The organism is Nocardioides sp. SLBN-35 (assembly GCF_006715725.1).
Taxonomy (GTDB): Bacteria; Actinomycetota; Actinomycetes; order Propionibacteriales; family Nocardioidaceae; genus Nocardioides.
This window is the reverse complement of the sequence record NZ_VFNU01000001.1, coordinates 3,073,627-3,089,056: the sequence shown is the minus strand read 5'-3', so window position 1 is coordinate 3,089,056 and position 15,430 is coordinate 3,073,627. Positions and strand designations below refer to the sequence as shown.

Below are 15,430 nucleotides of genomic sequence, written 5' to 3'. Positions count from 1 at the left end.
AGGTCGATGGATCACCAGCAGGCGTGGCGTGCACTGGTGAGGTGCCATGCTCGAGTCCAGTCGCCAGCGCGCACCCTCCCCGGGGGAGGGTGCGGCCGGCGTGCCCACCCGGCCCCGGGCCGTGCCGTACGTGGCCGGCTCGGGCTGGCTCGGCCTCGGGGCCGTGGCCGCCAAGACCTGCCAGACCGCCGTCCTGCTGGTCTTCGCCGCGGTCCTCGCGCCCGACGAGTTCGGCATCATCTCGCTCGCGGCCGTGCTGCTCAACGTGTGCGTCGTGGTCGCCGACCTCGGCACCAGCACGGCGCTGGTCCCGTTCCGCGGCGACGCCGAGCGCGCCGCCCGCAGTGCCCTCACCCTCGCCCTGGGCCTGTCCCTCGCCCTGGTCGCGGTGGTGTGGACGACGGCGCCCCGGCTCGCCACCACCCTGCAGATCGGCCCCGAGGGCGCGGCGGTGCTGCGCGGGGTCGTGCTCTGCGTGCCGTTCGCCGCCGCGTCGGGCGTCAGCGGCGAGCTGCTGCGCCGGTCCCTCGACTTCCGGCGCCGGGTGCTGCCCGACCTCGGCGGCAACCTCGTCGGCGCCGCCGTCACCGTGACCGCCCTCGCGGCAGGCCGCGGCGTGTCCGCGCTCGTCATCGGCCAGCTCGCCCAGGCGGTGCTGGTCCTGGTCCTGTTCTGGGTGTTGCGCCGTCCCGTGCTGCCCGGCTGGTCGCGCGCCGACGTGCGCTCGCTACTCGCGTTCGGCGGCGGCTGGGCCGGCAGCGGCCTGCTGACGCTGCTCATCCTCAACCTGGACTTCGTCCTCGTCGCCAACCGGCTGGGCGCCCACGACGTCGGCACCTATTCGATGGCCTTCCGCCTGGCCTACATGCCCTACCTGCTGATCGCGATGGTGATCGGCGGCAGCCTGTTCGCCCACCTCGCCCGGTTGCGCGGAGCCGCCGTCGGCCGGGCCGCCGTCGACGCCGCCGTCCTGGTCCACGTCCTCGTGGTGCCGCTGTACGCCGGCCTGCTGGTCCTCGCTCCCGCGCTGACCCTGCTCGGCGACGCGTGGGCGCCCGCCGTGCCCGCGCTGCGCTGGCTGGCGGTCTACGGACTCGCGCTGAGTGCGCTCGAGGTGCTGGTCGTGGTGCTCAAGGCCGCCGGCCGCACCACCGACGTGCTCGTGCTGACCGGTCTCCACTTCGTGCTGCTGCTCGTCCTGCTCCTGCTCGTCGTGGACCGTGGCATCACCGCCGTCGCCGCCGCCCAGGTCGCCGCCGGCGGCCTCACCGTCCTCGCCGCCGGCGTCCTCGTCGCCCACCGGGTCCCCGGGATCCCGTGGCACGGCCTGCGCCGCGGCCTGCTCCCCGTGGCCGCCGCCGGGCTGGTCCTCGGGCTGACCGCCCTCGGTGTCGGCGCGCTGCTGCCCGTCGACCGGGGGTCGCTGTCCGGGTTGCTCGGCGCCGGCTCGGCCTCCCTGGCCGCCTACCTGGTCACCCTTGCAGTCCTCGGGCGGCTGCCACGCCCCGGTCGCCGCGCCGGCACCGTCGCGCTCCTCGTCGTGGCCGTCGCGCTCTGCCTGGGCACCGCCGTCCTGGCCGTGCTGGCCCCCCTCCCCGTGCTCGCGGCGCTCGGCGGGGGAGCGGTCGTGGCCGCCGCGGCGTACCGCCTCGAGTGGGCCGCGGTCCTCCTCGTCGTGGTCGAGCCCTTCGGCGACCTGCTGCGCGAGGTCCACCCGGCTGCCGTCAAGGTCGCGGGGCTGCTGCTGTTCGTGTCCTGGCTGCTGCGCCTGGTCTCCGGTGCCCGGCCGTCCCTGCCCCGGCACCCGGCCGGGGGCGCGCTGGGCGTCGTGGTGCTCGTGCTGCTCGCCTCGTTCGTGGTCCGCGGGATGGACCTCGCGGTCGGGCAGGACCACGCGGTCAGCTACGCGTCGTACGCGCTGGTGGTGGTCGCTCTCGTCGATGCCGTACGCCGCGGCCGCCCCGGCGCCGAGGCCGTGGCCGCCCGGATCGCCACCGCCTTCCTCCTCTCCTGCACCGCCGCCGGCGTGGTCGCCACCGTCCGCTTCCTCACCACGGGCGGCCGCGCGGCCGGCCCGCTGGAGGACCCCAACGACCTGGCCTTCTTCCTGGTGGCCGCGCTGCCGTTCGCGCTCGTCGCCGCCCACCGGCGCTCGCCCCTCGGCGTCGCCGCGGTCGCCGGCTGTGCCGCGGTCCTGGTCGTCGCGACCTGCGCGACCTTCTCCCGCGGCGCACTGCTCGCGATGGGGGTCATGCTGCTCACCGCGCTCCTGCTCCGCACGCTGCGCCCGGCCACCGTCGTCACCGTCGCGCTCGCCGCCCTGGCCGCTCTCGGCCTGCTGTGGGCGACCCATGCCGAGGTCGTCGAGCGCAGCCTGCTCGAGAAGGAGCACATCGCCGCCGCCAACGTCGAGTCCCGCTACACCACCTGGACCATGGCCGCCGAGATGACGGCCGACAGCCCATTCCTCGGCCAGGGGCCGGGCGGGTTCGCCGCCGCCACACAGGCGTACCTGCCCGGTGACGTCGGCGCGGTCCCGCAGACGGTCGTGCACAACATGTACCTCGACGTCGCCTCCGAGCTCGGCCTGCTCGGCCTGGCCGGCTTCCTCGTCCTGATCGGGTACGCCGTGCGCGGCGCACTGCGCGCCCGCCGCCGCACCGTCCCGGGGTCGGCCGAGCGGCCGCTGGCCGACGCCGTGCTCGTGGCGTTCGCCGGCACCCTCACCGCGGCCGGCTTCCTGAGCGAGCAGTTCTACCTCCCGATCTGGCTGCTCGTCGCCCTCGGCGTCGCCCTCGACCCGGGACCGCCCGTCCGCGAGAGGCAGACCTGACGATGCGCGTCCTCCAGCTGATCACCCAGGACCGCGGCGGCCCGGTCGACCACGCCGTCGAGGTGGCGGTCGAGCTCGCCCGCCAGGGCCACCGCAGCCACCTGGCCGGCCCGCCGGGCCCGCACCTGGTCGCGGCCGCCGAGCAGGGCGTGAGCGTGCACGTCGCGGGCATCGACCGGGTCCGCGACCTGCGCGGTGCGCGCGCGGTGGCACGGGTGCTCGCCGAGGTGCGGCCGGACGTGCTGCACCTCCAGGACCGGCGCGCCGGCCTGGTGGGCCGCGCCCTCGCCCGGTCCCGCTCGCTGCCGTCGGTCTACACGCTGCACGGCGTGCCCGACCAGCTCGCCGGCCTGGTGCCCGGCAACCTGCCGGTCGCCCCGGCCCACCGGCGTGACCGGCTCCGCTACCTCCGGCTCGAGGCCCTGCTGGCCCGCACCCCCCGCTCCGCGGTCGTCACGCCGTGCCGGGCGCTCGCGGACTACGCCCACGAGCACGTCGGCATCCCCGCGGACCTGGTGCACGCCGTACCCAACGGGGTCGGGCGGTCCTGGCTCGCGCACGACCCGGCCGGTGCGGATCCGGACCGCCCGGGGCCGGTCCGGGTCACCTGGCTCGGCCTGATGCAGCCCGTCAAGCGGGTCCCCGACCTGGTCGCCGCCGTCGACCGCGCGCCCGGGGTCCACCTGCGGCTCGTCGGCGACGGCCCCGAGCGGCCCCGGATCGAGGCGGCCGTCGCGGCGTCCGCCGAGCCAGGCCGGGTCTCGTTCGCCGGCTTCCGGGCCGACCCCGCCGGCATCCTGCGCGACGCCGACGTCGTGGCCCTCACCTCCGCGGCGGAGGCCTGCCCGATGGCGCTGCTGCAGGCGATGGCGCTGGGCGTCCCCGTCCTCGCCACCCGGGTCGGCGGCGTGCCCGAGCTGGTCCGCGACGGCATCGACGGGATCCTGGTCGACCCCGGCGACATCGACCAGCTCACCCGCGCCCTCGCCGACCTTGCGGCCGACGCGGGGCTGCGTCGACGGATGGGCGCGAGCGGGCGCCGGCGGGTCCAGGACCACTACCGCATCGACCGCACCACCCGGGCGCTGGTCGACGTCTACGAGGCGGTGGCCGGATGAGGATCCTCACCGTCATCCCCGAGCTCGGGGCCGGCGGCGCCGAGGTCGTCGCGGTGACCCTCACCCGGGCCGCCGCCGACGACGGCCACGAGGCGCGGATCGCCAGCGCCCCCGGATTCAGGGTCGCCGAGATCCTGGCCGCGGGCATCGCCCACACCACCCTCCCGGCCGTGGGCCGACGCCCCCGTGACCTCGCCCGTTCGGTGGCGCGGCTGCGCCGCGTCCCGGCGCCGGACCTCGTCCACGCCCACAACCCCAAGGCCGCGCTGCTGTCCCGGCTCGCCTACGGGCACCGGGTCCCGCTCCTCGTCACCCTGCACGGCGTCGCCGGCCACGAGCTCGGCGCCGCCGTCCGGATCCTGCGGTGGTCCGCCGACCAGGTCGTGGTCGTCTCGCCACACCTGCGCGAGCAGCTCACCGGCCGCGGCTTCCCGGCCGACCGGGTCACGGTGATCCCCAACGGTGTGGCCCGGCTGCCGTCGTACCCACGCCGGCGGGCGCGGGCCGAGCTCGGCATCGCGCCCGGCGAGACCGTCGCCCTGTGCCCGGCCCGGCTCGTCGACCAGAAGCGGCACGACCTGCTCGTCGAGGCCTGGGCGGCGTTGGCGACGCACGACCGGCCGCCCCTGCTGCTGCTCGCCGGCGACGGACCGAACCGGGCGCGCATCGCCGCCGCGGTCGCCCGGCACGACCTCGACGACCGGGTGCGGCTGCTGGGCGAGCGCGCCGACATGCCCCGGCTCGTGGCCGCCAGCGACCTGCTGACCCTGGCCACCGACTGGGAGGGCCTGCCGATCGCCGTGCTCGAGGCCCTCGGCGCCGGGCTCCCGGTCGTGATCTCCGAGGTCCCCGGCATCGCGCACCAGTTCGGCGACGCGGTCCACGCCGTGCGCCCAGGGTCCGCCGCGGACCTCGCCACCGGGCTGCGGGCGGTGCTCGGCGACGCCGGGCGCCGCGACCGGCTCACCGCGCGCGCCTCCGCGGCCTTCGACCAGCGCTTCGGCGCCGCTCCGATGATCGCGCGCTATCGCGCCCTCCACTCCGCCATGACCGGAAGCTCGGTCCGGATCCCCACTACGACGGGAGTTTCACCATGAGTGCCAACAAGTTGAGCCAGAGCCGCTGGCTGCTGTACGTCGGCGCCGGATGCATCGCGACCGGCCTCGTCGCCGGGCCGCTGCTCATGTCGGGCATGATCGGCGGCGACGACGGCTCCGACAGCGACGACCCGGTCCCGACCGCCGCGCCCGTCCCGGCGACACCGACCGACGGCGGCGCGACCGCGGGTACGGCGGGGGTCGGCCCCGAGGTCGTCTCCTGGGGCCAGGAGGGCCGTCAGCTGGCCGTGGTGCTGCGCAACGACTCCGACCAGGTCCTCGACGAGGCTCGGGTGCGGATCACCGGCCGCAACGCCTCCGGCCGGCCCGTCGTGTCGACCACCGGACCCGAGAACGACGTGTGCTGCACGGTCTTCGGCCTGCCGCCGGGCGAGGAGTTCGCCGTCTACGCACCCCTCGGCCCGGCCGCGGCCGAGGTCACCGACGTCGCCGTCGAGTACGTCTCGACGGACTTCCGGCCGGTGCGCGAGGAGGAGCCCCGGGTCGTGGCTCGCAAGGGCAAGCTGAAGCGGACCGCCGACAACGCCGTCGTGACCGCCACCCTGAGCGCGGCCGGCCCGGTCGGCGACTACGTCGCGGCCCAGGCGATCCTGGTCGACGCCGACGGTGACGTCGCCCAGGTCATCTCCGGGCGCTACTGGTGCTACGAGCCCGGCACCCGCCGCCGGATTCGCCTCGAGCTCTACCGCTCCGTGCCGGCCGACCTGCGGCTGGACCGGGTGATCGCCCATTCGATCCCCGACGGCGTGCCGGCCGGCCCGAAGGGCCGGTGCTGAGGCGATGAAGGTCCTCGTCACCGGCGGCGCCGGCTACATCGGGAGCACCGTCGTCTCCGCGCTCCTCGACGCCGGGCACGAGCCGATCATCCTCGACGACCTGTCGGCCGGACGGGTCGAGTTCGTCCGCGACCTGCCGTTCCACCGCGGTGACATCGCGGACCGCGCCCTGGTGCGCAGCATCCTGTCCGCCCACCCGGACCTGCGCTCCGCCGTGCACTGCGCGGCTCGCGTCGTCGTCCCCGAGTCCGTGAGCGACCCGGTGGGCTACTACCGCACCAACGTCTCCGGCACCCTCGAGCTGGTGGCCGCGCTCGCCGACGGGGGCGTCACCGACCTCGTCTTCAGCAGCTCGGCCGCGGTCTACGCAGCCGGCGAGGACCCCGGCGTCGACGAGACCGCCCCGCTCGGTCCCAGCAGCCCCTACGCCCGCACCAAGGCGATGACGGAGGCGATCCTCGCCGACGTCAGCGCCGTCACCGGACTGCGCTCGCTCGCCCTGCGCTACTTCAACCCGATGGGTGCCGACCCCGCGCTGCGCACCGGCCCGCAACAGCCGGTGCCCCAGCACGTGCTCGGCCGCCTGGTCGAGGCCGGCCGCCGGGACGAGCCGTTCCTGATCACCGGCGTCGACTACCCGACGCCCGACGGCACCGGCATCCGCGACTACGTCCACGTGTGGGACCTCGCCCGTGCCCATGTCGCCGCCGTCGAGCAGTTCGACCGTGCGCTCGACGGGCACCGGCACCAGGTGATCAACCTGGGCACCGGTCGCGGGACCAGCGTGCGCGAGCTCCTCGACGTGTTCACCGCGGTGTCCCGCCGCGCCGTCGAGGTCGTCGCTGCGCCCCGCCGCCCGGGTGACGCCGTCGGTGCCTTCGCCCGCTGCGAGCGGGCAGCCGAGCTCCTCGACTGGAAGGCCGAGCTCGACCTCGAGGCCGGCGTCCGCGACGCCCTGGCCTGGTCCGCTCGGCGCGGCGACGTCCTGACCGACCTCGCCGAGGCGACCCCGTGAGGGCGTCGACGGTGCCGCAGGACTACCTGCTCGATCCGTCGTTCATCGTCTTCGCAGCGACCGAGCCCGGCGACGTCCGGCGGATCCGGCGCGAGGTCGAGGGGCGCGCATGGGCGGCCGCGCACGGGCTCCCGACGGCCCGGACGGTCGCCGTCGGGCCCGACGACCGCTGGATGGCGAGCCGGCGGGTCGCCGACGAACCGGGGGAGTCGCAGGACTACCTGGAGGCCGCTCTCGATGTCGCCCGGCGCATCGAGAGGATCCCCGCCCCGCGCTTCCGCACCGAAGGCGCCAGCTGGGCGGCGCCCCGGTCGGCGACGGTGGGCAACGCCCTCCGGCTGGCGGCCGCGGGCGTGAGCCCGTGGCTGTTCGCCTCGACCCGGACCGCCGCTGCCCGGGTTCCGTGCACCGTCACCGTCCACAACGACTTCCACCGCGCCAACGTGCTTCGCGCCGGGCCGGGCGAGGTCGTGGTGATCGACTGGGAGTACACCTCCACCGGGCCCCGGCACCACGACTTCCTGCGGCTGCTCGTCGATGTCGTGGACGCCGACCTCGCCCGCGGGGGCCTCGAGAGCGTGCTGCGGTCCGCGCCGCGTGCCGAGCACGCCGCGATCGCCCACCAGCTGCGGTGGCTGGCGCTGCGCACCTACGGCTCGGAGGTCTGCATCCCCGCGGCCGATCTCCGCCCCGACCTCGTCGAGCGTCGCCGGCGCCGTTGGCGGGAGGTGTTCGCGTGGACCGCGGGGCTGTGAGCGCGCCGCGGACGTGGTCGACCCGGGTCGCCACGGGCGGCCCGGCCCGGGAGCGGCTCCTCGAGCTGGCGGACTACGTCGACGCCCGCAGCACGGCGTACTGCACCCGCGCGGCCTGGCTCTGCGCGGCCGCCGCGCACCTGCCCGGCGAGGCCGTCGCCCTCACGATCGGCACGGCCGACCGCTCCGTCGCCGGGCTGGCCGCCCTCACCCGCTCGCGCCGGCGCGGCGTGTGGCACATCGAGCTGCTCGGCGGACCGTTCAACGACTACGGCCAGCTCCACCACGACGAGGACACCGGCGATGCCCTCGCCGCGGCACTCGTCGACTGGGTCGAGCGAGAGCACGCCGCCTGGTCCCTCGACCTCGCCCAGCTGCCGGGCGAGAGCCCCGTCGTCGCGGGCCTGCTGCGCAGGCTGGGCCGCGTGCGGCTCGAGCCCGGTGCGCCGATCCCGCAGATCCTCGGCATCGGCACCGACTACGTCGTCAGCCGCAACCGGCGACGCAAGGCCAACAACGCCCTCAACCGGATCGCCGCGGACGGTCGCCGCGCGGAGCAGCTCGCCGTCCGGGAGCCCGCCGAGGTGGCCCGCTGGCTGCCCCGCGTCGTCGACGTACGCCGCCGTCGGGACCACGCCTGCGGCCGCCGGAGCCACCTCGACGACCCCGCCGCGCGGGGCTTCTACGAGACCAATGTGTCCGACCTTGCCGCCGCCGGAGCCCTCACCCTCGACCTGCTGCTCGTCGACGGCGAGATCGCTGGCTACGGCATGGTGGTGGAGGAGCCCGGCGTCCACCGGGTCTTCGACGGTCGTGTCGCCGACGGCCTCGAGCACTACCGGGGTGCGGTCGTGTGCGACCTCGCGGCCACGGCCCGCGCCTCCGCCGACCCCGGCGTGACCACCTTCGACTGGCTGCGAGGCCGCACCGACGGCAAGTTCGGCAATCACGAGGTGCACCGCGTTCACCTCCTCGCCTCCTCCGGTGCTGCCGTCGACCGGCTCGACCGGTGGGAGCGGTCGGCCCGGGACCGGCTCAAGGCTGCCCTGCCGGCCGGCGTGCTGCAGAGGATCGCAGAGCGGTGACGGCCACGACGGAGCCGACCACGGCGACCCCGCCACGCCCCGCGGACGGCACCCTGCGTCGTACCGGCTCGACGGTCGCCGCCCTGGCTGCCTCCGAGCTGCTCGGCAAGGTCGCCACGTTCGTCATGTTCCTGCTGCTGGCGCGCCTGCTCGGGCTGGCGGAGTTCGGCGTGCTGTCGCTCGGCTTCGGCCTGGGCCTGTTGCTCGCCGTGCTCTCGTCCTCGGGCCTCGACGCCCGGCTGATCCAGCTCGGCAGCGCGCAGCCGGACCTCCTCGACCGCTGCTACGGCGCACTGGTGGGCATCCGGGCGGTGCTGAGCGGGGCGATCTGTGCCGTCGCCGGTCCCGTCCTGCTGGCCACGATGCCGTCGGCCGACGCGGTGACCGTGTGGCTGGTGGTGCTCGCGTGCCTCGTCGACACCTTCTCCGACGCCTCTCGCGCCTGCTGCGGCGCCCGCCAGGAGCAGCACCGCTCGGCGTTGGTGCTCGTGATCCAGCGGTTCCTCACCCTCGCCCTGGTCGCCGGCTCCCTCGTCCTCGCCCCCCGGGCCGAGAGCGCGGCACTCGCCTACCTCGCCGGCACAGTCGGGGGAGCGCTCGCCATGCACCTCGCCGCGCGCCGCGCCGGGGTCCGGCTCCGGTTCCGGGGCAGCCGGCCGCAGGCGCGGCTGCTGCTCCAGGCGCTGCCCGTGCTCGGCCTCAACGCCTTCGCCTCCATGGGCCTGTTCCGCATCGACACCGCGCTGGTCGGGGTCATGCTCGGCACCACGGCGGTCGGCGTCTACGCCGCCAACTACCGGATCTTCGAGACCGTCACCTTCGTGACCTGGACACTCACCCGCGGCATCGTGCCCGTGGTGGCCAGCCGGCCCGACGACCTCGAGCACGTACGCCGGTGGGCACAGATCTCGATGGCCGCCATGCTGGCGGCCTACCTGCCCTATGGCGTGCTCATGGCGCTGCGCGGGGACGACATCGTCACGGCCCTGCTCGGAGCCGAGTACGCCGATCCCGGCCTCCTCGTCGCCCTGGCGCTGGCCCCGGCACTGTTCGGGATCGGCCACCAGTGCGCCTCACTCCTGCTGGCGCTGCGCCCCGACCCGGTGGTCCTCGTCGCCAGCGTGCTGGCGCTCGTGGTCAACATCGGGCTCAACCTCGTGCTCATCCCGTGGTGCGGCCTGCTCGGGGCCGCCGTCGCCACGACCGTGTCCTTCGCGGCGCAGGCCGTCGTGCTGCTCGTCGTGGTGCACCGCCGGATCGGGCCGGTCGTCGCTCCCCGGCACCTGCTCGGCCTCGGCGCGGGCTGCGCTGCGGCCGCCGCGTGGTGTGCGGCGCTCCCGCCGCTCCTGCCCGCGGTGCTGGCCGCGGGCGCGGCGTACGTCGTCGCGACGACCGTCGTGACCCTGGCCGCCGATCCGCGGCTGGTCGGGCAGGCTCAGAGGTTGCGCCGCCACTGACGCACGCACCACGCCATGCACAGTGCCCACGCGGCAACGACCAGCAGGTCGTCGAGGTGGACTCCGTGGGACGCGGTGAGGGTCACGATGATCGGGCCCGAGAGCCGCGAGCTGCCGGCCAGGGCCTGGACGCTGATCCCGCTGATCAGAAGGGCGAGGACGGCCAGCTGGATCCGGTGCGACATGGTCGGGACATCGTAGTTCGCGGCGCCTGCGCGACGGCGTGGGTCCCGGTGGCCGGCCGGATCTTGCGCAGGTGATGTCAGATCCGATATCGCGCCGCCCGAAATGCGAGGTTCGGGTTGGCGCGGCAGGGCAATGTTGTCCCGCACGGCTCGGTGACGGGGCCGGCTGGAGGGGGCGCACGGCATGTGGGGGATCGTCGCGTCGTTCGAGCAACGGGCGGACGGCGACGCGGAGCTGACCGCGACGTGGGAGCGCGCCGTCGACCGGTTGACCGTACGCCGAGGGGCACCGGCACCGCTGGTCCGGACCGTGCTCGCCAACGCCCTGTCGATCGTGAGCTTCGGCGAGGTCACCGACATCGAGTTCCTCGCCCAGCTGGTGGCCCAGCTCGGCGGCCGGCAGGTCGCCGAGTTCCAGGACCAGGCGCTGGTGAGCGTCGAAGGGGAGGACCGCGAGCTCACCACGGCCCTGGCCCGCGCCCTCGGCGAACGGGCCTGGGGACTCCAGGGCGGCGCCGCCGGGACGCTCGACCTCCGCGAGCGTCCCGACCTGGTCGCGGTCTGCGCGGAGGCGGTCACGTGGCTGATGACCGTGGGCGACGCCGCGGCGCAGGTGCCCGCGATCACCGACCTCGACGCGCTGCTCGCGGTCTTCCGCGACGGCGGTGTGCTCGAGTGGCGCGCACTCACCGGCGCGACGCGGGCCGAGCCGTGGTCGGGCATCATCGACAAGCACCTCGCGATGCTGGACCCTGAGGTCCACGTCGCGGAGGCCCGGAGCCTGCAGGCGGTCAGCGAGATGATCCGCCGCATCGTCGAGGACGACGAGCGCGCCGCGATCGCGGCCCACATCCGCAACGCCATCGCCGAGACCGGGCTCACCCAGCGGGAGTTCGCGGCCCTGGTCGGGACCTCGTCGTCGCGGCTGTCGACGTACGTCACCGGCTCGGTGACGCCCTCGGCAGCCATGCTGCTGCGCATCAACCGGGCCGCGCGCCGGGCCCGCCGCGGCGGAGCCGGCGACTAGCTGAGCAACCTTTTACCTTCGAGGTCCCGAAATCGCGTCATGAACCGAGGGCTCGCGCGTCCAGGTACTGCCGGCCTGCGTCGGCGGCCCCGTACCTCCCCCCGAAGGTGACCCAGCGATGATGCGCAACCCCGCAGTCCTGACCGACCTCCCGACCCCCGTGCTCCTCGAGGAGACGGTGCTCGCACTCCGGGCACGCGAGGCCGAGCTGTCGGCGAGGTGCCCGGAGGCGAGCGAGCGCTGGCGGCGTTGGGAGGAGGAGCACGGCGGCACCGGTACGGCCGCGTTCTGTGCGGTCCTGGCCGGCTTCCTGGCGCTCGCCGTCCTCGACGACCCGGTGGACCTGGCCCGGGCGGCGGCCCTCACCCAGGCGCTGGGGGAGGAGCGGGTCGCGCAACGCCTGCAGCGGGCCGCGCGGCTGGTCGACCTCGACCCCGACCTACCGCTGACCACGGTGGTCGTGCACCGCCTGCTCGCCGAGGAGACCACGGCCGGCGTGGGCCGCGCACTGCTCTTCCAGGACCTCGACGTCCAGGTCGCGCCCGAGGACCGGGTCACCGTGCGGGCGGCCCGCGCCGACCTGGTCGCCTTCGGCCGCGGCGGTTCGGTCGCCGCCGGGCGGCGCGGCCTGGGCATGCTCGCGGCCTCGCCCTGGGGCCCGGCCGCCGAGGAGCTGGTCGAGGAGGCCGACGACGCGGACCTCGAGGTCGTGGCCACCCTGCTCGGCTGGTGCCGGTCGTGGCGCACCGACCGCGACCGGGTGCTGGTCGGACGTCAGGTGCAGCGCCTGGTCGCCGTCAGCGGGGTGAGCCAGCGCCGGTTCGCCGCCCGGATCGGTACGTCGCCCTCGCGCCTGTCGAGCTACGTCGGCGGCTCGGTGACCCCGTCGGCCACGATGCTGCTCCGGATCCAGCGCTCCGCGCGGGCCTTCCAGGCCGAGCTGTCCGGCGCCGCCGGTAGCTCGGCGAACGTGGCCTCGCCCGTCCGGGCCTGAGGCGCGACGAGCCGGTGGTGGCGGCCGGGACGCGTCCGCAGCGCCCGCCTGGTGTTCACCCGGGCACCTTGTCGAGGAAACCGTGCACGTCGCGGATCCGTCCGTCCTCGGCGAGTACGACGACGTCGAACCCGACGACGACCGGATCGGCGCCCTCGGGCCCCAGGCCCCACTGGAACCGGATCCGGTCGTGGTGGCCGTCGACGGCGCCGACGGGCGTGAACACGAAGCCCGGGAACTGTGCCTGGACGCCGTCGACCAGAGCGTGCAGGCCGGCGTGCCCGCTGACCTGTGCCAGCGGGTCGGTGTAGCTGACGTCGGGGGCGAAGTGCTCGGCGAGCAACCGGTCGCGATCGGCGGGCCCGGCGTTCCAGGTGGCGAGGTAGGCGTCGACGAGGTGGTTCATGGTCTGCTCCGTTCGGTGGGTGTTCCGTGGTGGTGGACGGGCACCACCGTCGCCCGAACGGGGGAGCGTGGCCATGACCTGCGAGGTCATGGGACCTGCGCCAGGCGCTGCCTAGGGTGGGGCCATGACCACGCTCGTGGAGAGCCCGCAGGTGGGCCCGATGCTTCGCTCGTGGCGCGAGCGGCGTCGGTTCAGCCAGCAGGAGCTGTCGAACCTCTCGACCGTGTCGACCCGTCACCTCAGCCGGGTCGAGACCGGGCGGGCGCACCCGACACCGGAGATGATCCTGCACCTGGCCGACAACCTGGAGGTGCCGCTGCGCGAGCGCAACCGGCTGCTGCTGGCGGCGGGCTACGCCCCGCGCTACTCGGAGCAGTCGCTCGACGACGGGTCGCTCGCCGTCGTGATGGACGGGCTGCGCAGCCTGCTCGACGCCCACCTGCCGTACCCCGCGGTGCTCCTCGACGACCACTGGGACGTGGTCGACGCGAACGCCGCGATCGGTGTCCTGCTGGCCGACTGCGCGCCGGAGCTGCTGGAGCCGCCGGTCAACGTGGTCCGGCTGTGCCTGCACCCGGGTGGTCTCGCCCCGCGGATCGAGAACCTCGACGAGTGGGCCGGCCACCTGCACCACCAGGCGCTCAGCCGCGCAGCGCGCACCCACGACCCGCGCCACCACGAGCTGGTCGCCGAGATCGTCCGGCTGCACGGCGGCACGCCTCGCCTCGACCCGACGCTCGGGCCGGTGCTGAGCCTGCGGCTGCGCACCGGCGACGGCGTGCTGCGGCTGTTCAGCACCTCCGCCCAGCTGACCACCGCCACCGACGTCGCCCTCGAGGGGCTGCGACTCGAGACCTTCCTGCCCGCCGACGAGACGACCCGCGCGCTCTTCGGGAGATAGGTTCGGTCCGTGCAGACCACCCAGATCCGGCTCGCCGCGCGCCCCGTGGGCGAGCCCACCGACGACGACTTCGCCTTCGTCACCGAGGACCTCCCCGCACTCGCCGACGGACAGGTCCTGCTGCGGACGATCTACCTCTCGCTGGACCCCTACATGCGGGGCCGGATGAGCGCGGCGAAGTCGTACGCCGAGCCGGTGCCGGTCGGCGGCGTCATGGTCGGCCAGACCGTCTGCGAGGTCGTCGAGAGTCGCTCCGAGCGTCGGGCCGTGGGCGACATCGTGCTGGCCTACACCGGCTGGCAGACGTACGCCGTCGCCGACGCCCGCCACACGCGCCGGCTCGACCCTGAGGCCGCCCCGGTGTCCACGGCACTGGGCGTGCTCGGGATGCCCGGCTTCACGGCCTACGCCGGACTGCTGGAGATCGGCCGCCCGCAGCCGGGCGAGACCGTGGTCGTGGCGGCCGCGACCGGGCCGGTCGGCTCGGCCGTCGGCCAGATCGCCCAGCTCAAGGGCGCCCGCTCCGTCGGTATCGCCGGGGGAGCGGAGAAGGTCCGCGCGCTCACCGAGGAGTTCGGCTTCGACGTCGCCCTGGACCACCGCTCGCCGACCTTCCGCGAGGACCTGGCCGCGGCCACGCCGGACGGCATCGACGTCTACTTCGAGAACGTCGGCGGCATGGTCGCCGACGAGGTCGCCCGGAGGCTCAACCTCTACGCCCGGATCCCGGTCTGCGGGCTGGTCGCCAACTACAACGCGACTGAGGCGCCGGCCGGTCCGGACCGGCTGCCGGGGTTCATGGCCCGGGTGCTCACCTTGAGCCTGACGATCCGCGGCTTCATCCAGAGCGAGTTCGAGCCGACCCTGACCGAGGCCTTCCAGCGCGACATGACCGCGTGGGTCCGCGACGGGAGGGTCCGCTACCGCGAGGACGTCGTCGAAGGCCTGGAGAGCACGCCCGAGGCGTTCCGCGGACTGCTCGTCGGGCGCAACTTCGGCAAGCTGCTGGTGAAGGTCGGAGAATGACCTCCATGGGGGGCAGCACCCACGACAGCACGGACTTCGAGTCGGAGGCGGACCGGGTCGCCGCGGCGATCCGCGACCAGATCCTCGACGGCACCCGCTCGCCGGGCAGCAAGCTGGTCGAGCGCGACCTCGCCGACGAGCTCGGCGTGAGCCGCGTGCCGGTGCGCGACGCGCTCAAGACCCTGGTGGGCGAGGGCCTCGTGACGCCCCGGCCCCGCACCTGGGCGATCGTGCGCGAGTTCTCGCCCGCCGACGTCGCCGACCTCAACGAGGTTCGCTCGGCCCTCGAGGTGCTGACCTTCCGCCTGGCCGCCAACCGACGTACCCGCGACGGCCTGGCCCGGCTGCGCGACGTGCTCGACACCGAGCACGAGGCCGTACGCCGCAACGACGCGGCCCTGGCCCGGCGGGCGGCGGCGGACTTCCACGAGCAGGTCACCATGCTCGCCGGCAACGACCTGCTCCACGAGATCGGCGGCTTGCTCAAGAGCCGGATCCGCTGGCTGCTGCTCCAGCACGAGGACGTCGACGGCGTCGCCGAGGAGCACCAGGCGCTCTACGACGCGATCGCGGAACGCGACGTCGCGCGGGTGAGCACGCTGATCCTGGCCCACATGGGCAACATCCGCTACCTCGACGACCCGACCTGGCGCGACGACGACCCGCTCCTCGGCGGTGCGGTAGGGGTCGAGTCGACCGGCTGAGCGCTGCTCGACCCGCTGGGCGGACAGGGG

The 15,430-nt window shown here is 75.0% G+C and carries 15 protein-coding genes; 13 read left to right on the top strand and 2 right to left on the bottom strand.

The annotated features are described in order from the left end of the window. Positions 1-46: 46 nt before the first annotated feature. Genes FBY23_RS15030 through FBY23_RS14995 form a run of 8 tightly spaced genes read left to right on the top strand, consistent with a single transcriptional unit; the run spans position 47 to position 10,157 of the window. Positions 47-2,833: an oligosaccharide flippase family protein gene (locus FBY23_RS15030; RefSeq protein ID WP_141798879.1), complete on the top strand. Its 2,787-nt coding sequence runs from the start codon at positions 47-49 to the stop codon at positions 2,831-2,833. A 2-nt stretch (positions 2,834-2,835) separates the two neighbouring features. After that, positions 2,836-3,951, top strand: coding sequence for a glycosyltransferase family 4 protein (locus FBY23_RS15025; protein ID WP_141798878.1), 1,116 nt, complete (start codon positions 2,836-2,838; stop codon positions 3,949-3,951). Beyond that, entirely contained in the window at positions 3,948-5,048 is a 1,101-nt protein-coding gene (locus FBY23_RS15020; RefSeq protein WP_141798877.1) for a glycosyltransferase family 4 protein, read from the top strand. The genes FBY23_RS15025 and FBY23_RS15020 overlap by 4 nt, the downstream gene beginning before the upstream one ends. Beyond that, a complete protein-coding gene (locus FBY23_RS15015) occupies positions 5,045-5,845 on the top strand; it encodes a hypothetical protein (RefSeq protein WP_141798876.1) in 801 nt (266 codons plus the stop codon). Before FBY23_RS15020 ends, FBY23_RS15015 begins: the two co-directional genes overlap by 4 nt. Positions 5,846-5,849: 4 nt before the next feature. After that, positions 5,850-6,860, top strand: a complete 1,011-nt coding sequence (gene galE / locus FBY23_RS15010) for a UDP-glucose 4-epimerase GalE (RefSeq protein WP_141798875.1) — start codon at positions 5,850-5,852, stop codon at positions 6,858-6,860. Then, positions 6,857-7,615, top strand: a complete 759-nt coding sequence (locus FBY23_RS15005) for an aminoglycoside phosphotransferase family protein (RefSeq protein WP_160158249.1) — start codon at positions 6,857-6,859, stop codon at positions 7,613-7,615. Before galE ends, FBY23_RS15005 begins: the two co-directional genes overlap by 4 nt. Next, positions 7,597-8,700 (top strand): GNAT family N-acetyltransferase, encoded by a 1,104-nt coding sequence (locus tag FBY23_RS15000; protein ID WP_160158248.1) that lies wholly within the window; start codon positions 7,597-7,599, stop codon positions 8,698-8,700. The genes FBY23_RS15005 and FBY23_RS15000 overlap by 19 nt, the downstream gene beginning before the upstream one ends. Beyond that, positions 8,697-10,157: an oligosaccharide flippase family protein gene (locus FBY23_RS14995; RefSeq protein ID WP_160158247.1), complete on the top strand. Its 1,461-nt coding sequence runs from the start codon at positions 8,697-8,699 to the stop codon at positions 10,155-10,157. The genes FBY23_RS15000 and FBY23_RS14995 overlap by 4 nt, the downstream gene beginning before the upstream one ends. Here the strand turns inward: FBY23_RS14995 and FBY23_RS14990 are convergent. Further along, positions 10,136-10,342 (bottom strand): hypothetical protein, encoded by a 207-nt coding sequence (locus FBY23_RS14990; RefSeq protein ID WP_141798872.1) that lies wholly within the window; start codon positions 10,340-10,342, stop codon positions 10,136-10,138. The genes FBY23_RS14995 and FBY23_RS14990 overlap by 22 nt on opposite strands. 184 nt (positions 10,343-10,526) lie before the next feature. Between FBY23_RS14990 and FBY23_RS26435 the strand changes: the two genes are divergently transcribed. Then, positions 10,527-11,369 carry a helix-turn-helix transcriptional regulator gene (locus tag FBY23_RS26435; protein ID WP_222117834.1) on the top strand — a complete coding sequence of 281 codons (843 nt, stop codon included), beginning with the start codon at positions 10,527-10,529 and terminating at the stop codon, positions 11,367-11,369. A gap of 118 nt (positions 11,370-11,487) precedes the next feature. Then, complete coding sequence (locus FBY23_RS14980) at positions 11,488-12,363, top strand: helix-turn-helix domain-containing protein (RefSeq protein ID WP_141798871.1); 876 nt, start codon at positions 11,488-11,490, stop codon at positions 12,361-12,363. Positions 12,364-12,418: 55 nt separating this feature from the next. Here the strand turns inward: FBY23_RS14980 and FBY23_RS14975 are convergent, their stop codons facing one another. Next, positions 12,419-12,769, bottom strand: coding sequence for a nuclear transport factor 2 family protein (locus FBY23_RS14975; protein ID WP_141798870.1), 351 nt, complete (start codon positions 12,767-12,769; stop codon positions 12,419-12,421). Between the two features lie 124 nt (positions 12,770-12,893). Between FBY23_RS14975 and FBY23_RS14970 the strand changes: the two genes are divergently transcribed. From FBY23_RS14970 to FBY23_RS14960, 3 genes are read left to right on the top strand one after another with little or no spacing between them, the layout of a single operon-like run. Further along, positions 12,894-13,670 (top strand): helix-turn-helix domain-containing protein, encoded by a 777-nt coding sequence (locus tag FBY23_RS14970; protein ID WP_141798869.1) that lies wholly within the window; start codon positions 12,894-12,896, stop codon positions 13,668-13,670. 9 nt (positions 13,671-13,679) lie between these two features. Continuing rightward, on the top strand, positions 13,680-14,696 hold the full coding sequence (locus tag FBY23_RS14965) for an NADP-dependent oxidoreductase (RefSeq protein ID WP_141798868.1): 1,017 nt from the start codon (positions 13,680-13,682) through the stop codon (positions 14,694-14,696). A 5-nt stretch (positions 14,697-14,701) separates the two neighbouring features. Beyond that, complete coding sequence (locus FBY23_RS14960) at positions 14,702-15,400, top strand: GntR family transcriptional regulator (protein ID WP_222117833.1); 699 nt, start codon at positions 14,702-14,704, stop codon at positions 15,398-15,400. The last annotated feature ends 30 nt before the right edge of the window (positions 15,401-15,430 follow it).